We start from the raw sequence: 16,199 nt of genomic DNA on the forward strand, positions 1-16,199 counted from the left end.
ATGCACACTCAGCGAATGACTGCTCTGCGCCGTCGCGCAACGCCTGCGTTGAAGTCGGCCGGAAAATTCATCATTATCAGTGCAGTAACCTATGGTCCCGGCGGGCTCGCCGGCTGGGCTGTTAAATCGGTGGCGCGCCGTCCGCTGCGCCTGTTGCTGGCGGCCGCCCTGGAACCGTTGCTGAGCAGGGCGTTTCGCCGTCTGTCAGCACGTTTCATCAGGGAAAACGATGAAAAAACTGCAAAATGAACTTGTTGCGTTGATGAACCGCGGCGTGGATCGTCATCTGCGCCTGGCGGTTACGGGTCTGAGCCGCAGCGGCAAAACAGCGTTTATCACCTCGCTGGTAAACCAGCTGCTGAACGTCCATCACGGCGCGCGCCTGCCGCTGTTCTCAGTGGTACGTGAAGAGCGCCTGCTTGGCGTAAAGCGCGTGCCGCAGCGCGAGCTTGGCACGCCGCGCTTTACCTACGATGAAGGTCTTGCGCAGCTCTACGGCGCACCGCCTGCGTGGCCCACCCCGACGCGCGGCGTCAGCGAAATGTGCCTTGCGCTGCGCTACCGGCCTGACAATTCACTGCTGCGCCACTTCAAAGATACCGCCACGCTCTATCTCGAAATAGTTGACTATCCCGGCGAATGGCTGCTCGATCTGCCCATGCTGGCACAGGATTATGTCAGCTGGTCGCGGCAGATGCGTGGACTGCTGCAGGGCGACAGAGAGAAATGGTCAGCCCGCTGGCGTGAGCTCTGCCACAATCTCGATCCGCTGGCACCCGCTAATGAAAACCAGCTGGCAGAGATTGCCGCCGCCTGGACAGACTACCTGCACCGCTGCAAAAGCCAGGGGCTGCACTTTATTCAGCCGGGACGCTTTGTGCTGCCGGGGGAGATGGCGGGCGCGCCGGCGCTGCAGTTTTTCCCGTGGCCCGATGCGGATGAGCAGGCGCTAAGTAAACTGGCCCAGGCGCCGACCGGCAGCAATTTTGCCGTGCTGCAGCAGCGTTTCAACTACTACTGTTCGCACGTGGTGAAGGGTTTCTATAAAAATTACTTCCTGCGGTTTGACCGGCAGATCGTGCTGGTTGATTGCCTTCAGCCGCTGAACAGCGGACCACAGGCGTTTAATGACATGCGCCTGGCGCTGACCCAGCTCATGCAGAGTTTTCATTACGGCCAGCGAACCCTGTTCCGGCGCCTCTTTTCGCCGGTGATAGACAAATTGCTGTTTGCGGCGACGAAAGCCGATCACATCACCGCCGATCAGCACGCCAATATGGTGTCGCTGTTGCAGCAGCTGGTGCAGGATGCGTGGCAGAACGCCGCGTTTGAAGGGATCAGCATGGATTGCCTCGGACTGGCGGCCATACAGGCCACTGAAAGCGGTCTGGTGGATCACCGGGGTGAGAAACTGCCGGCACTGCGCGGTGAACGTCTGGCAGATGGTGAGCCCCTTACCGTTTATCCGGGCGAGGTGCCACCCCGCTTGCCGGGTAACAGCTTCTGGCAACAGCAGGGGTTTCAGTTTGAGCAATTCAGGCCGCAATCGCTGGATGTTGATCGGCCTCTGCCGCATATTCGCATGGATGCCGCGCTGGAATTTTTACTGGGAGATAAATTGCGATGAGTGATGAAACGCCGTTAAAAGCGCGCATCGATTTTGCCCGGCCGCTCAGCAGCGACACACAGCCACCGCTGCGTGCTGCGCAAACGTTTGATGTGAAAACAGCCGATTTTGTCGCGGCGGCCGGGACAGAGCCGCTGCCTGAAGGCGCAGGTGAAAAGATGGTGGAAGCAGCGCTGCGGCCGAAGCGCAGCCTGTGGCGCAAACTGGCTGGTGCGGGCGTGGCGGTGTTCACCGTGAGCGTGCTGGCTCAGGGCGTACAGTTCCTGCACGATGCCTGGCTGGCGCGCGACTGGTTTGCGCTGGGTAGCGGCGCGGCAGGCGGGCTGATAGTCACAGCCGGTGCCGGCGCCCTGATCGCGGAGTGGCGGCGCCTGTGGCGACTGCGTCAGCGGGCGGAAGAGCGCGACGTGGCGCGCGATTTGCTGCAGAGTCATGGCATAGGCAAGGCACGCGCTTTTTGCGAAACGCTGGCGCAGCAGGCGCGGCTCGATCAGGCGCATCCGGCGCTGCAGCGCTGGTATGCCGCGCTGCATGAGACGCATAACGATCGCGAAATTGTCACGCTTTACGCACAGCTGGTGCAGCCGGTGCTCGATCGCCAGGCGCGCAGTGAGATCAGCCGCCATGCGGCTGAATCGACCCTGATGATCGCTGTCAGTCCGCTGGCGCTGGTGGATATGGCATTTATCGCCTGGCGCAACCTGCGGCTGGTGAACCGCATCGCTGCAATCTATGGCATTGAGCTTGGCTATTTCAGCCGTATTCGCCTGTTTCGTCTGGTTTTGCTGAATATGGCTTTTGCCGGCGCATCTGAACTGGTGCGTGAAGTGGGGATGGACTGGATGTCGCAGGATATCGCGGCGCGCCTTTCAGCCCGCGCCGCACAGGGCATTGGTGCCGGCTTGCTGACCGCGCGGCTGGGCATTAAAGCGATGGAGCTGTGTCGTCCGCTGCCATGGCTTGAAGAGGATAAACCACGCCTTGGCGACTTCCGCCGCGACCTCGTCAGCCAGCTTAAAACCTCGCTGGCAAAAGGTGCTGCCGCATCAGAGCAGAGTGCCAAATAATCACCGGCCTGGCCACTTTCATTCTGCTGTGACGCTAAAAGGCAACGTTTACGTTGCCTTTTTCCTTTTATGGCGGCATAAGTGGCTTTTTTTTGCGCTGTGCAATCGCAAAACTGTGTCTGGCTGTCAACTTTTCATGACACGGGCCTTCTGAGGGGCTGCAAGTTAGCGTATTATCTCTGAAATCAAAACCTGACTAAGGCTGACTGCCATGCGTTTGGAAGTTTTTTGTCATGACCGAATCGGTCTGGCGCGTGAATTGCTCGACCTGCTGGTCGCCCGCAATATTGATTTACGCGGCATCGAAATTGCCCCGCAGGGCCGTATCTACCTCAGCTTTTCTGCACTGGAGTTTGACGCTTTCAGCAGCCTGATGGCAGAAATCCGGCGCACGCCTGGCGTCACCGATGTCCGCACCGCGGCATATTTGCCCTCTGAACGTGAGCATCGTGCACTCAGCGCGCTGCTGGTGGCCATGCCTGAGCCGGTATTCTCTATCGATCTTAAAGGTAAGATTGAGCTGGCTAACCCGGCGGCACAGCATCTGTTTGCGCTGGATGAACAGAAAATCCGCAATCACAGCGTGGCGTCACTGATTGGCGGCGTTAACTTTCAGCGCTGGCTGGAGAGCGAACGGGTGGAGGCACAGACCCAGCATGTCGTCATTCAGGGGCGTGATTTTCTGATGGAGGCGCGGCCTATTTACCTCGCAGACAGTGATGAGCAGGGCGATAACCCGGTGGGCGCAATGATCACGCTGAAGTCAACGGCGCGCATGGGACGTCAGCTGCAGAACCTCAGTGTCACCGATGAGTCTGAGTTTGATCACATCGTGGCGGTGACGCCCAAAATGCGCCAGGTGGTTGAACAGGCGCGCAAGCTGGCAATGCATGATGCGCCGCTGCTCATTGTGGGCGATACCGGCACCGGCAAGGATATGCTGGCGCGCGCCTGCCACCTGCGCAGCGCGCGCGGTAAAAAACCGTTTCTTGCGCTGAACTGCGGCTCGATTCCGGACGACGTGGCGGAGAGCGAGCTGTTCGGCCACGCCGCCGGCGCCTATCCGAATGCGCTGGAAGGGAAAAAGGGCTTTTTTGAGCAGGCCAGCGGCGGCTCGGTGCTGCTGGACGAAATCGGTGAGATGTCGCCGCGTATGCAGACCAAGCTGCTGCGTTTTCTCAATGACGGTACCTTTCGCCGCGTAGGTGAAGATCATGAAGTGCATGTTGATGTGCGGGTGATCTGCGCCACGCAGAAGAACCTGATTGAGATGGTACAGCGCGGGGAGTTCCGCGAAGACCTGTTTTACCGGCTCAATGTGCTGACGCTGAATCTGCCGCCGCTGCGTGAACGCCCGCTTGATATCCTGCCGCTGACAGAAATGTTTGTGGCGCGTTTTGCCGATGAGCAGGGAGTGCCGCGCCCGCGTCTTTCTCCGCAGTTACTTCCGTACCTGACGCGCTATAGCTGGCCGGGCAATGTCCGGCAGCTGAAAAACACGCTGTATCGGGCTATGACTCAGCTGGAAGGTTACGAGCTGCGTCCACAGGATATCGTGCTGCCGGAGCAGGCGCTGGATGTGTCGCTGGGTGAGGAAGCACTGGAAGGATCGCTGGATGATATTACCAGCCGCTTTGAGCGCTCGGTACTGACCCGGCTCTATCTCTCTTATCCCAGCACGCGTAAGCTGGCCAGACGTCTGGGCGTGTCACACACGGCAATCGCCAACAAACTGCGCGAATATGGGTTAGGGCAGAAGCGTGGAGAGAGTGAGTAGCTGGCATAGCGGGTCCTGAACCGTAAAAACCGTCCCTGACAGGACGGTTTTTTTACAGACTGCTTACTTCAGCGCGGCCAGCGCTGCATCGTAATCCGGCTCTTCAGTGATCTCATTGACCAGCTGGCTGTAAAGCACGTTATCATTCTCATCCAGCACCACTACTGCGCGGGCGGTCAGGCCTTTTAACGGACCATCAGAGATCGCAACGCCATAATTTTCTTTGAACTCTGAACCGCGCATGGCAGAAAGCGTTACCACATTGGATACATTCTCTGCGCCGCAGAAGCGAGACTGAGCAAACGGCAGGTCAGCTGAGATGCAGAGCACAACGGTGTTGCTGGTATCACCGGAGCGCTCGTTGAACTTGCGAACCGAGGCGGCACAGACGCCGGTATCAATACTCGGGAAGATGTTCAGCACCTTACGCTTTCCGGCATAGTCCGCCAGCGAAACATCCGCCAGATCTTTAGTGACCAGGGTAAAAGGCTGCGCCTGTTCACCTGCCTGTGGAAAATGACCGGCGACCGGGACAGGATTACCCTGAAAGTGAACGTTCTGTGACATACAATCTCCTTTTTGAATGAAAAGTCAGCGCAGCGCGCGACTTCACGAAAACCGCTAAAGTTTATGCCATAATTTTTAGGGGTTTACGATTACCTTTCTTGCAATAATCGCTCAGCTTCACATCAGGCGCACAATTTTAAGGTGTAATAATGAGAACAGTGAAGAGTTATCCTGAAGCCTGGCCACTGCATTCGCCGTTCGTTATCTCACGCGGCAGTCGTACTGAAGCGCAGGTTGTGGTGGTGGAAATTGAAGAAAACGGTATCAAAGGCACCGGAGAGGCGACCCCCTATGCCCGTTATGGTGAGAGCGAGGCCTCCGTGCTGGCGCAGATTGCCGCTCAGCTGCCCGCGCTGCAGCAGGGCATGACCCGGAGCGCGCTGCAGCAGTCGATGCCGGCTGGCGCAGCGCGGAATGCTATTGATTGCGCGCTGTGGGATCTCGAACGTCAGCAGCAGCATCAGACGCTGGCCGCGCTGTGCGATCAACCGCTGGCCGGACAGGTTGCCACGGCGCGCACTATCGGTATCGATACGCCAGAGGCGATGGCCAGCAGCGCGCTGGCGCTGTGGCAGCACGGTGCAAAACTGCTTAAAGTGAAAATGGATAACCATCTGATCAGTGAGCGGCTGGTGGCGATCCGCAGCGCGGTTCCCGACGCAACCCTGATTATCGACGCCAATGAGTCCTGGGAAGCCGAAGGGCTGGCGGCACGCTGTCAGCTGCTGGCGGATCTCAATATTGCAATGCTGGAGCAGCCACTGCCAGCCGGGCAGGATGCTGCGCTGGCAAACTTTGTCCATCCGCTGCCAATTTGCGCAGATGAAAGTTGTCATACGCGCGACAGCCTGGCCGGACTGGCCGGGCGTTATGAGATGATCAATATCAAGCTGGATAAAACCGGCGGGCTGACCGAGGCGCTGGCGCTGGCAGCCGCAGCACGTGAACAGGGTTTCACGCTGATGCTGGGCTGTATGCTCTGCACCTCACGCGCTATCCGGGCCGCGCTGCCACTGGTTTCTCAGGCTGCCTTTGCCGATCTGGATGGCCCGACCTGGCTGGCAGCGGATGTCGATCCCGCACTCTCATTCAGCTACGGCAGCCTTAATCCGGCGCCTGCCAGCGCAGCAGATTGATCATCGCCTCAAGATAGCGTTCGGTGGCCTCATCCACCGAAACAGGCGGCATTTCAGCCGTGATGCAGAGTAGCCCGAGATCGGCGCACCAGCTGCCAAATGAACCCGGCGTGGCATACCCCACGCTGCTCACCACCGGCAAAGCGGTTTGCTCACCCAGCCAGCGCGCCAGCGCGCTGTGATGGGGATCGTCAATACACGCCAGCGGTTCATGCCATGATACCACCCAGCGCGGCTGCAGTTGATGGATCAACTGACACAGTGCGCTGGTTTCGGGTTCGGAAGCGGGCTTCTCACCGGTAGAGAGCACCACATCGCGTGCGTCAGCCGCACTGTTCCAGCGGTAGTGTGTCTCGCCCCGCTGCCAGTTAGCGGCGGGAAAGTTGCGGTTGAGATCGACGCCGCGCGCATTGGCGCGCAGCCCGAGCTGACAGCCATCCGGATTCGCGGCAAGAATCACATGATGGCGGCACAGGGAGGCGGGCAGCGTCCGCAGCGCGGCGGAAAGCGTGGCGATCGCCGCGTTCTCATCGCCGTGAGTACCGGCAATAATCAGTCCGCTCTCCTGGTCAGCGGCCTGCGCCGGAAACCAGAGCAGCGGGGCGCCGAGCACCGAACGGCCATACTGCTGCCAGACCGCATCAAGCTGACCGCGCTGCGGACGCGGGTGATGAAATGACATATCAGGCTCTCCTGTGAGCGGCTCTGCAAACGAGCGGGGCGCGGGTGTATCGGGCACTACACTAACGGTAAACAGCAAACCGGGAAATAGCTACATACCCATCAGTAATTTGCGTTACAGTTGCCGGAGTTGCTGGCGACATTACGCACTTCAGGTCGCCCTTTTTCTGTTAAGGAGTGATGATGAAGTCTCTGTTTTGCCTTTCAGCGCTGGCGCTGGTCGTCAGCAGCACATTTTTTCCGGCTGTCGCTGCCGACGTACCGGCGGGCGCGCAGCTCGCCAGCCAGCAGACGATTGTTCGTCACATTAAAGATGAACCCGCCTCGCTTGATCCGATGAAAGCCGTAGGGCTGCCGGAGATTCAGGTCATGCGCGATCTGTTTGAAGGCCTCACCAGTCAGGATGCCAAAGGCCAGATTGTGCCCGGCGTGGCAGAGAGCTGGAGCAGTACCGACAATAAAATCTGGCTATTTACCTTGCGTAAAGACGCACGCTGGTCAGATGGCAGTCCGGTTACCGCACAGGATTTTGTCTACAGCTGGCAGCGCCTGGTTGATCCGAAAAACAGCTCACCCTTTGCCTGGTTTGCTGCGCTGAGTGGTATTGAGAATGCAGAAGCGATTACCAAAGGCAGCATGAGTCCGGATAAGCTGGGCGTAACGGCCACCGATGCCACGCATCTTAAAGTGACGCTGTCACGGCCGGTGCCGTGGCTGCCAGCTATGATGGCCAACGCCGCGCTGTTTCCCGTACCACAAAACGTTATCAAGGCCGAAGGTGAAACCTGGACCGCCCCGGGCAAGCTGGTGGGAAACGGTGCCTATCAGTTACAGTCGCGGGTCGTAAACGAAAAAATCGTGCTGGTGCGCAATAAACACTACTGGGATGACAAACATTCGGTTCTGACGCAGGTGACGTTTCTGCCCATCAACGAAGAGTCCAGCGCCACCAAGCGCTACCGCGCCGGGGATATCGATATCACCGAATCGTTCCCGAAAAACATGTATTCGCTGCTGAAAAAGAGCCTGCCGGGCGAGGTTTATACGCCTGACCAGCTGGGGACCTACTACTACGCCTTCAATACGCAGAAAGGCCCCACGGCTGATGTGCGCGTGCGTAAAGCGCTATCGTGGAGTATCGATCGCCGCATTATTGCAGAGAAGGTGCTGGGCACCGGCGAAAAGCCGGCATGGCATTTTACGCCCGATGTGACGGCCGGGTTTACGCCGCAGCAGAGCTATCTGCAGCAGCATAGCCAGCAGGAGCTGAATGCGCAGGCAAAAGCGCTGCTCGCGTCAGCGGGCTATGGTCCGGCTAAGCCGCTGCATCTGACGCTGCTCTATAACACCTCAGAGAGCCACCAGAAAATTGCTATCGCTGTCGCCTCCATGTGGAAAAAGAATCTGGGGGCAGACGTCACGCTGCAGAACCAGGAGTGGAAAACTTACATCGACAGCCGCAATAGCGGGAATTTTGATGTGATCCGCGCCTCATGGATCGGGGATTACAACGAACCTTCTACTTTCCTCAGTCTGCTGACGGCCAGCCACAGCGGGAATATTGCGCGTTTCAACAATGCGGAGTATGACGCGGTGCTGGCGAAAGCGCGTACCGATACCAGCGTGCAGGCGCGCAACGCAGATTACAATAAAGCGGAGCAGATCATTGCCGACCAGGCACCCATTGCCCCGCTCTATCAATATACAAACGGTCGCCTGATCAAACCCTGGGTGAAAGGATATCCCATTACAAATCCGGAAGATGTGGCTTACAGCCGCGAACTGTGGATTGAAAAACACTGAGTAGTTTGCGTCACGTTTGCATACACCGGCGCGATTGCAACTGAAAGGCGTCGCGCTAGACTGTAGCGTACTGATTCAGGACGTGGAGTGGGGACGTGAACGTCATCGAAGGGAAAGCATTACAGGTATCAGATGCCATTATTGCCTGTCAGTTTGATGGCAAAGGTGGCGTTATCGCTATTGAAGATAACGATATTATTCATTGCGAGCGCCACTGCTGGCTGCATCTTAATTACGCGCAGCGTCAGAGCGCAGAGTGGCTGCAGAACACGCCGCTGATCCCGGACGCCGTGCGCGATGCGCTGGCAGGTGACAGCATGCGGCCACGCGTTACACGGCTTGGCGACGGGTTTATGATTGTGCTGCGCAGCGTTAACCACAACGCCGATTCGCGTCCCGATCAGCTGGTGGCGATGCGCGTATTCATTAATGACAAACTGATCGTCTCTACGCGCCGTCGTAAAGTCAACGCGATAGATGAGGTGCTCAATGAGCTGCAGCATGGCAATGGTCCGGTAGATGGCGGCAGCTGGCTGGTGGATGTCTGCGACGCGCTGACCGATCACGCCAGCGAATTTATTGAAGATATGCATGACAAAATCATTGAGCTGGAAGATGCGTTGATGGATCAGCAGGTACCGGCCCGGGGCGAACTGGCGCTGCTGCGCAAGCAGCTGATCGTCATGCGACGCTATATGGCACCGCAGCGCGACGTCTATGCGCGACTGGCAAGTGAGAAACTTCCGTGGATGAGCGATGACGACCGGCGTCGCATGCAGGATGTGGCGGACCGTCTGGGGCGCGGGCTGGACGATCTCAACGCAGGCGTCGCGCGCACCGGCATTCTGGCAGATGAGGTGGCTTCGCTGCTGGCGGAGTCAATGAACCGCCGGACTTATACCATGTCGCTGATGGCGATGATTTTTCTGCCAGCGACCTTTCTTACCGGGCTGTTTGGCGTCAACCTGGGGGGGATTCCGGGCGGCAACTGGCAGCACGGTTTTCTGCTGTTTTGTCTGATCCTGCTGCTGATGGTGGGTGGCGTGGCGGTATGGCTGAAAAAACGCAACTGGCTGTAGCAAAAGCGGGAAAAAGCTGATCGACATCAATTCACCTCACAGAAAATCGCGGCACACTCTCTTTCGCAGGTGAATGCAACGTCAGGCGATGGGCGTTGTACTCCATATTGTCTTACTTCCTGTTTGTGAATAACTGCATAGCACAGTTAATTCCTCTGACACCGGCCTTCGGGCCGGTTTTTTTTATACTGGCTTGTTCAGCAAAGCTTTCCTACGCTTACAGTACGTTCCGCTACAGGAGAAAGCGATGCAAGCTATCCACGCCAGTGAACCGATCCCAACCGACCCGGTACCGATTCCGGAGCCTGTTCCGCAACCGCAGCCCATTCCGGAGCCGGAGCCGCCGCACGATCCTGACGTTCCCCCCATCAGCGATCCGCCGCCGCATCAATAAAAAAAGGCGCGTCCTCCCGGGGACGCGCCTTTTTATTTTTTAGCAGAACTACTTAATCTCTAATACATCCAGTCGCAGTTCCGCAGGGGCTGCTGCATCCTCTTCCGGCTGCCAGCCTGCCGGCTGCACCGGCAGCGTCTCGCGATCAAAGCCGATATCGCCACCATCAACCACCTCATCACCATGGCGGATGCCTTTGAAATCGAACAGGCTGATATCTGCCATATGCGACGGCACAATGTTCTGCATCGCGCTGAACATGGTTTCAATACGACCCGGAAACCGTTTGTCCCAGTCGCGCAGCATATCAGCCACCACCTGACGCTGCAGGTTGGGCTGAGAGCCGCACAGGTTGCAGGGGATGATCGGGTACTGGCGCGCTTCAGCAAAGCGAGTAATGTCTTTTTCGCGACAGTAGGCGAGAGGGCGAATCACAATATGCTTGCCATCATCGCTCATCAGCTTGGGCGGCATGCCTTTCATTTTGCCGCCGTAGAACATATTGAGAAACAGCGTCTGCAAAATATCGTCGCGATGATGCCCGAGCGCTATTTTAGTACAGCCCAGTTCGCTGGCGGTACGATAGAGAATACCGCGGCGCAGGCGTGAGCAGAGTGAGCAGGTGGTTTTGCCTTCCGGGATCTTCTCTTTAACAATAGAGTAAGTATCTTCGGTGACAATTTTATACTCAACGCCCAGCGTCTCAAGGTAAGCGGGCAGAATATGCGCCGGAAAGCCGGGCTGCTTCTGATCGAGATTGACCGCCACCAGCGAAAAATTCACTGGCGCACTCTGCTGCAGACTGCGCAGGATCTCCAGCATGGTATAGCTGTCTTTACCGCCTGAAAGACACACCATGATGCGGTCGCCTTCCTCAATCATGTTGAAGTCAGCGATCGCTTCGCCGACATTGCGGCGCAGGCGCTTCTGCAGTTTATTAAAGTTGTATTGCTCTTTTTTGGTTACGTCTTGATTTTCTGACATTATTTTCACGCTTGAGAGTGCCGGCGAACAGAACAGGCGGCTGAAACCCGCATCGGCGGTCATAAACCTGTAGTTATGGGTGCGTATGGTACGGATTGCGCGCGCGAATACCAGCCTCGCGTGATCGCTTTTCTTCGGTTGCCGCATCCGTGGCTAATTTATCGTCCTGAATCGGCGCCTCTACACCATCTCCAGTGACTGGACGCCTTTAATATCCATGACTTTCTCATACAGGCTGTGGCGCGGTGACCGGCGGGAGAGCGTGACTTCCACGCTGAGTTCACACAGGCCGCTCTCTTCATCACGATTAACCACCGCAATATGCCCGTAGCGGATCCCTTCGCGTTGCAGCACCAGCAAAACCAGCGGGACGCTTTTGGCCTTCAGATGCACAATCAGCGTGTGGTGACGGCCAATCAGCCAGTGACTGAGACGACGAAAAACCTCCAGCACCACCAGCGCCAGCAGCGTGCCATAAATGCCAATCTCATACATGCCACTGCCGATAACCAGACCGATAGCGGCAGTGACCCACAAACCTGCTGCGGTCGTAAGGCCTTTCACAATCTGCTTCTGAATAATGATGGTCCCGGCCCCGAGAAAGCCCATGCCGCTGACCACCTGCGCCGCGATGCGGCTGGGATCAAGACCAACATGGTCGCTGTTAAGCATATCGGCAAAGCCATATTTCGAGACCAGCATAAACAGGGCGCTGCCGATCCCCACCAGAATATGGGTACGCAGACCGGCCTCTTTTGCCCGCATCTGACGCTCAAGCCCGATAAGCCCGCCAAGGATGCCGGCCAGCGCGATGCGTAACAGCATATCGGTTAACATAATGTCCTCTGAGCAATTGAAATAACGCATTATTTTAGAAGATAACCGGAAAAAATCGTCTCTTCAGGATAATTCTGCTTGCAATGAAAGGTCTGAAATTTTGTAAAAAGCTATGTCCGCTCTCGATTCACAGCAGAGGCTGTCATATGCTGTGAACACTTTTCATCCCCTGTTTCCGGAGCCCGACTAATGAAAGCTGCCTCTTTACTGCTGGCTGGTGCAGCACTATTGCTGTCTGCCTGCAGCAGTCCCAGTGATAACGAACCGCCGCAACAGGCGACTGCAGCCCACGTTCAGCCGCATGTGGTCATGTCCGCGATGGCAGAAAGCAGCTGCAGCGGTGCCGGAGGCACGCTGGCATTTTCCCGGCAGCTGGATGGTTCACGCGTTGGCATGTGTCAGCTGGCAAACGGTCGCCGCTGCGATGAACAGGCGCTGATGGGTGGGGCATGCGCCCGCTGATGCGGGCGCCACGTTTCAGGGATTAACCCGGTTCGGGCACGCTTCGCCTTTATCGAGCTGCTGCAGATTACCCAGTGTGGTTTCTGAAATGGCGGTCAGGGCCTCTGCGGTCAGAAATGCCTGATGTCCGGTAAACAGCACGTTGTGGCAGGCCGAGAGGCGGCGAAAAATGTCGTCCTGAATAACGTCATTTGATTTGTCTTCAAAAAACAGGTCGCGTTCATTTTCATACACGTCCATGCCCAGCGATCCTATTTTCTGCTGTTTCAGTGCTTCAATGGCCGCCTGAGAATCGATCAGGCCACCGCGGCTGGTGTTAATGATCATCACGCCATCCTTCATTTCGCTGAACGCCTGCGCGTTAAGCATGTGATGATTTTCCGCCGTCATCGGGCAGTGCAGCGTAATAACATCCGAGCGGGAAAACAGCGTGTGCAAATCAACGTATTCTGCACCCAGTTCAAGCGCAGCGTCGCTCGGGTAGGGATCATAGGCCAGCAATTTCATGCCAAACCCTTTGAGGATGCGCAGCGTGGCCACACCAATTTTCCCGGTACCGACTACGCCTGCGGTTTTATTGTGCATGTTGAAACCGGTCAGGCCATCAAGCGAAAAATTTGCGTCACGGGTGCGCTGATAAGCGCGGTGAATACGGCGGTTCAGGCTCATCATCATGCCAATCGTATGTTCCGCCACCGCTTCCGGGGAGTAGGCGGGAACGCGCACCACCTGCAGCCCCAGCTCTTCAGCAGCCTGAAGATCAACATTGTTAAATCCGGCACAGCGCAGCGCAATGTACTTCACGCCGGACGCCGCCAGCTCTTCCAGCACCGCTCTGCTGCCATCGTCATTCACAAAAATACAGACCGCGTCACATCCGGCAGCATTTTTTGCCGTATCTTCGCTGAGTAAAAAGTCAAAGAACACCAGCTCAAATCCATAACGGGCATTGACCTGCTCAAAGTATTTCTGGTCATAGTGTTTGGTGCTGTAAACCGCAACTTTCATTGTTTCGCTCCTGAAAAATGCCATGTCGGTATCATCAAAGGATAACGGTTTCTGCGCGACTTTGCTTTTCTTCACGCAGCAGGCCAGGCTAACACCTTCATTTGCGGATGATTACGTGCCATCATTTCTGCAGGAATATGCCAACAACAGGATAGTTACCCGCCATGACGCGTGGCCTCCGCCGACTACTTGCCGCCTTGCTGGCGCTGATTCTGCTACTGCTGGGCCTGCTGCTGACGCTGACGCAGTGGCTGCCGCGGCTGGCCGGCATCTGGCTGCCGGATGGAACGCGCATCGAAATTACCGGCAGACCTGGCTGGCATCAGGGCGCAGTGACGTTGCCGCAGCTGCGTTATCTCACGGGCAATTGTCCACTGGCTGAGATTGAGCAGGTGGCGCTGGGACGCTCACAGCAGCGCTGGCAGCTGAGTGCGCAGCGCGTCACGCTCAGCAGCACCTGCTGGCAGGCGCTGCCGCCGCAGCCGGCTTCAGCCGTTCCGCGCTCGCTGGCGGAATGGCAGCAGCGTTTACCGGGTGCTGATGTGCATATCGGCAGACTGGCCGTGCTGCCGTGGCAACACTACGCGGGTGAACTTGATCTTACGCTCTCACCTGAACAGCAGCGGCTGCGCTATCGGGGCGATAACCTCAGCCTGAGTGCACAATTGCAGGGCCAGACGCTAACGGTAGACTCATTAAAGTTACAACATGCATTGCTATCACAGCCACTGACGCTGCATGGCAGCCTCATATTGCCCGCGTTTGCTGATGGCTTACCAGACACCGGCGCTCTGCAGAGTGAGCTGCGCGTGGCGCAGTGGCCTGAACCTCTGACGCTGAATCTGCAATGGCAGCAGCAGCAGGGCACGCTGATTGTTAAGGAGCAGGGCGATGAAACGCCGCTGCTGCAGCTTCCCTGGCAGAGCGACCGCGATACGTTTCGTATCACTGCCGGACGCTGGCGCTGGCCTCTTGCCAGCCAGACGCTGTCAGGCGGTGTGTCGCTGGCGCTGAAGGGCTGGCAACAGGGAATTGATAACCTGCGCGTGGAAGGACGACTGAATCTGCTGACGCAGGGACGCGGCGGTAAAGGCAACGTGGTGCTGAGCGTGGGGCCGGGTCCGCTTCACTTAACGGATAATGCGCTGCCGCTGCGTATTACCGGTGAGAGCAAGTTTGCTGATCTGCAGCTCTATGGCAGCCTGCCTGGCGAGCTGCGTGGCGCACTCAGCACGCCCCGCGTGACGTTCCGGCCAGGCGCACTGCTGCGTCTGCGCGGCCAGCTACTGGATATACTTGAGGTTGATGAGGCGCGCTGGCCGCTGGCGGGCGTCTCGCTCTCGTCACAGGGTATCGATGGCCGGCTGCAGGCGATCCTGACAGCCCATAATCATCGCTACGGTCACTTTACGCTGCACCTGGATGGCCAGGCGGCAGCCTTCTGGCCAGATCGCGGCAGCTGGCGCTGGCGCTACTGGGGCGGCGGCAAACTGCAGCCGCTTAATGCAAACTGGGATGTGAAGGGAACCGGCAGCTGGCTGGATAAACGCATCACGCTGGATACGCTGAATACCGGCCTGGATCAGCTGGCCTGGGAAGCGGTACAGGTTGACCAGCCGCGTCTGCAGCTCACTGCGCCGCTGCGCTGGCAGCGGGATAACACGCAGCCCGGATTGACGGGCAGTTTTCGCCTTGATGCGGGACAAACTCACTTCAGCTACGGCGGCTGGCTGCCACCCGCAGGGCTGACGTTTGATGTGAAAGGCCGCCATCCGGGGCAGTTTTTATGGCGCGGTGAACTGCGCGCTGAAGATATCGGTCCGCTGCGCGTACACGGGCGCTGGGATGGGGAGCGGTTACGCGGAGAAGCCTGGTGGCCGGCCCAATCGCTGCGTGTGTTTCAGCCGCTGCTCAGCAGCGATCTGAAGATGCGTATTAAGCGCGGTGAGCTGCGGGCGCAGATGGCGTTTTCAGCCGGGGCGGGACAGACGTTTCAGGCGGGCGGCTTTTTTGCTGTTCAGCAGGGCAGCCTGCAGCTGCCGGACAGTGACATCAACGGCATCGATTTTGCGCTGCCGTTTCGTTATCGCGCTCAGCAGTGGCAGCTGGGACGACGCGGACCGGTTTCACTGCGTATCCGTGAGGTTAACAACCAGTTTGCGCTGCAAAATATCACGGCCGATCTGCAGGGCTACTATCCGTGGCAGGAGAAAACGCCGCTCACCCTGAGTAATGTGACGCTCGATTTACTCGGCGGGCACGTCAGTATGCCGGTGCTACGTATGCCGCAGCGGGAGGCCGCCATAATCGCGCTGCGCCAGATCGATCTCAGCCGGCTGGTGACAGCACTGAAGCCCAAACAGTTTGCCATGTCGGGTAAGGTCAACGGTGAGCTGCCGCTATGGCTCAGTAATCCGCAGTGGCTAATCAGGAATGGCTGGATTGCTAACAGCGGGCCGCTTACGTTTCGGCTGGATAAAGATACGGCAGACGCGATTGTAAAAGACAATGTCGCCGCCGGCGCGGCGCTTAGCTGGCTGCGCTATCTGGAGATTTCGCGCTCCTGGGCCACACTCGATCTGGATAATACCGGTAATCTGGTGATGCAGTCGCAGGTCACCGGCGTCAGCCAGTTCAGTAACCGGCGCCAGACAATCAATCTTAACTATCGTCATCAGGAGAATCTGTTCCAGCTATGGCGCAGCCTGCGCTTTGGCGATAACTTACAATCCTGGGTGGAGCAGAATGCCACCCTGCCATCAAAGAAGGATCCCTGA

General features: G+C 57.7%; 15 protein-coding genes. 10 read left to right on the top strand and 5 right to left on the bottom strand.

The window, feature by feature from the left end; all coding sequences use genetic code 11:
- The 4 genes from pspD to tyrR all read left to right on the top strand — a co-directional run bounded on the left by pspD (window position 1) and on the right by tyrR (window position 4,471).
- A complete protein-coding gene (pspD, locus tag SB719_RS03300) occupies window positions 1–249 on the top strand; it encodes a phage shock protein PspD (protein ID WP_039384485.1) in 249 nt (82 codons plus the stop codon).
- On the top strand, window positions 230–1,627 hold the full coding sequence (locus tag SB719_RS03305) for a YcjX family protein (protein ID WP_412158881.1): 1,398 nt from the start codon (window positions 230–232) through the stop codon (window positions 1,625–1,627). The genes pspD and SB719_RS03305 overlap by 20 nt, the downstream gene beginning before the upstream one ends.
- Window positions 1,624–2,694, top strand: coding sequence for a YcjF family protein (locus tag SB719_RS03310; protein WP_065649297.1), 1,071 nt, complete (start codon window positions 1,624–1,626; stop codon window positions 2,692–2,694). The genes SB719_RS03305 and SB719_RS03310 overlap by 4 nt, the downstream gene beginning before the upstream one ends.
- Window positions 2,695–2,905: 211 nt before the next feature.
- Window positions 2,906–4,471, top strand: a complete 1,566-nt coding sequence (gene tyrR, locus SB719_RS03315; RefSeq protein WP_304231788.1) for a transcriptional regulator TyrR — start codon at window positions 2,906–2,908, stop codon at window positions 4,469–4,471.
- A 63-nt stretch (window positions 4,472–4,534) separates the two neighbouring features.
- Here tyrR and tpx read toward each other — a convergent pair whose 3' ends face one another.
- A complete protein-coding gene (gene tpx / locus SB719_RS03320) occupies window positions 4,535–5,038 on the bottom strand; it encodes a thiol peroxidase (RefSeq protein WP_065649299.1) in 504 nt (167 codons plus the stop codon).
- A 149-nt stretch (window positions 5,039–5,187) separates the two neighbouring features.
- On the opposite strand from tpx, the gene ycjG reads away from it, so the two are divergent.
- On the top strand, window positions 5,188–6,174 hold the full coding sequence (gene ycjG, locus SB719_RS03325; protein WP_065649300.1) for an L-Ala-D/L-Glu epimerase: 987 nt from the start codon (window positions 5,188–5,190) through the stop codon (window positions 6,172–6,174).
- Here ycjG and mpaA read toward each other — a convergent pair.
- Window positions 6,143–6,856 (bottom strand): murein tripeptide amidase MpaA, encoded by a 714-nt coding sequence (gene mpaA / locus SB719_RS03330; protein WP_412158882.1) that lies wholly within the window; start codon window positions 6,854–6,856, stop codon window positions 6,143–6,145. The genes ycjG and mpaA overlap by 32 nt on opposite strands.
- A gap of 182 nt (window positions 6,857–7,038) precedes the next feature.
- On the opposite strand from mpaA, the gene SB719_RS03335 reads away from it, so the two are divergent.
- The 3 genes from SB719_RS03335 to SB719_RS03345 all read left to right on the top strand — a co-directional run bounded on the left by SB719_RS03335 (window position 7,039) and on the right by SB719_RS03345 (window position 10,131).
- Window positions 7,039–8,658 carry a peptide ABC transporter substrate-binding protein gene (locus SB719_RS03335; protein ID WP_412158883.1) on the top strand — a complete coding sequence of 540 codons (1,620 nt, stop codon included), beginning with the start codon at window positions 7,039–7,041 and terminating at the stop codon, window positions 8,656–8,658.
- A 95-nt stretch (window positions 8,659–8,753) separates the two neighbouring features.
- Window positions 8,754–9,737: a zinc transporter ZntB gene (gene zntB / locus SB719_RS03340; RefSeq protein WP_065649303.1), complete on the top strand. Its 984-nt coding sequence runs from the start codon at window positions 8,754–8,756 to the stop codon at window positions 9,735–9,737.
- 247 nt (window positions 9,738–9,984) lie between these two features.
- The gene (locus tag SB719_RS03345) at window positions 9,985–10,131 is read left to right on the top strand and encodes a hypothetical protein (RefSeq protein ID WP_166713867.1); all 147 of its coding nucleotides are present in this window, start codon (window positions 9,985–9,987) and stop codon (window positions 10,129–10,131) included.
- A 48-nt stretch (window positions 10,132–10,179) separates the two neighbouring features.
- Here the strand turns inward: SB719_RS03345 and ttcA are convergent, their stop codons facing one another.
- Together ttcA and SB719_RS03355 are read right to left on the bottom strand one after the other, a co-directional pair.
- Window positions 10,180–11,115: a tRNA 2-thiocytidine(32) synthetase TtcA gene (ttcA, locus tag SB719_RS03350; protein WP_412158884.1), complete on the bottom strand. Its 936-nt coding sequence runs from the start codon at window positions 11,113–11,115 to the stop codon at window positions 10,180–10,182.
- A 180-nt stretch (window positions 11,116–11,295) separates the two neighbouring features.
- Window positions 11,296–11,952: an MgtC/SapB family protein gene (locus tag SB719_RS03355; RefSeq protein ID WP_065649304.1), complete on the bottom strand. Its 657-nt coding sequence runs from the start codon at window positions 11,950–11,952 to the stop codon at window positions 11,296–11,298.
- Window positions 11,953–12,141: 189 nt separating this feature from the next.
- Here SB719_RS03355 and SB719_RS03360 point away from each other — a divergent pair, with 189 nt between their 5' ends.
- On the top strand, window positions 12,142–12,414 hold the full coding sequence (locus SB719_RS03360) for a DUF333 domain-containing protein (protein WP_065649305.1): 273 nt from the start codon (window positions 12,142–12,144) through the stop codon (window positions 12,412–12,414).
- Window positions 12,415–12,429: 15 nt separating this feature from the next.
- Here the strand turns inward: SB719_RS03360 and SB719_RS03365 are convergent, their stop codons facing one another.
- Complete coding sequence (locus SB719_RS03365) at window positions 12,430–13,422, bottom strand: 2-hydroxyacid dehydrogenase (protein WP_304231798.1); 993 nt, start codon at window positions 13,420–13,422, stop codon at window positions 12,430–12,432.
- A gap of 164 nt (window positions 13,423–13,586) precedes the next feature.
- On the opposite strand from SB719_RS03365, the gene SB719_RS03370 reads away from it, so the two are divergent.
- Window positions 13,587–16,199 carry a YdbH family protein gene (locus SB719_RS03370; protein ID WP_412158885.1) on the top strand — a complete coding sequence of 871 codons (2,613 nt, stop codon included), beginning with the start codon at window positions 13,587–13,589 and terminating at the stop codon, window positions 16,197–16,199.

Source organism: Pantoea sp. SIMBA_079 (assembly GCF_046940275.1).
GTDB classification, from domain to species: Bacteria; Pseudomonadota; Gammaproteobacteria; order Enterobacterales; family Enterobacteriaceae; genus Pantoea; species Pantoea borealis.

Coding starts and splice junctions, on each gene's coding strand:
- pspD (WP_039384485.1), top strand. CDS start 1: ATGCACACTCAGCGAATGACTGCTCTGCGCCGTCGCGCAACGCCTGCG.
- SB719_RS03305 (WP_412158881.1), top strand. CDS start 230: ATGAAAAAACTGCAAAATGAACTTGTTGCGTTGATGAACCGCGGCGTG.
- SB719_RS03310 (WP_065649297.1), top strand. CDS start 1,624: ATGAGTGATGAAACGCCGTTAAAAGCGCGCATCGATTTTGCCCGGCCG.
- tyrR (WP_304231788.1), top strand. CDS start 2,906: ATGCGTTTGGAAGTTTTTTGTCATGACCGAATCGGTCTGGCGCGTGAA.
- tpx (WP_065649299.1), bottom strand. CDS start 5,038: ATGTCACAGAACGTTCACTTTCAGGGTAATCCTGTCCCGGTCGCCGGT.
- ycjG (WP_065649300.1), top strand. CDS start 5,188: ATGAGAACAGTGAAGAGTTATCCTGAAGCCTGGCCACTGCATTCGCCG.
- mpaA (WP_412158882.1), bottom strand. CDS start 6,856: ATGTCATTTCATCACCCGCGTCCGCAGCGCGGTCAGCTTGATGCGGTC.
- SB719_RS03335 (WP_412158883.1), top strand. CDS start 7,039: ATGAAGTCTCTGTTTTGCCTTTCAGCGCTGGCGCTGGTCGTCAGCAGC.
- SB719_RS03345 (WP_166713867.1), top strand. CDS start 9,985: ATGCAAGCTATCCACGCCAGTGAACCGATCCCAACCGACCCGGTACCG.
- ttcA (WP_412158884.1), bottom strand. CDS start 11,115: ATGTCAGAAAATCAAGACGTAACCAAAAAAGAGCAATACAACTTTAAT.
- SB719_RS03355 (WP_065649304.1), bottom strand. CDS start 11,952: ATGTTAACCGATATGCTGTTACGCATCGCGCTGGCCGGCATCCTTGGC.
- SB719_RS03360 (WP_065649305.1), top strand. CDS start 12,142: ATGAAAGCTGCCTCTTTACTGCTGGCTGGTGCAGCACTATTGCTGTCT.
- SB719_RS03365 (WP_304231798.1), bottom strand. CDS start 13,422: ATGAAAGTTGCGGTTTACAGCACCAAACACTATGACCAGAAATACTTT.
- SB719_RS03370 (WP_412158885.1), top strand. CDS start 13,587: ATGACGCGTGGCCTCCGCCGACTACTTGCCGCCTTGCTGGCGCTGATT.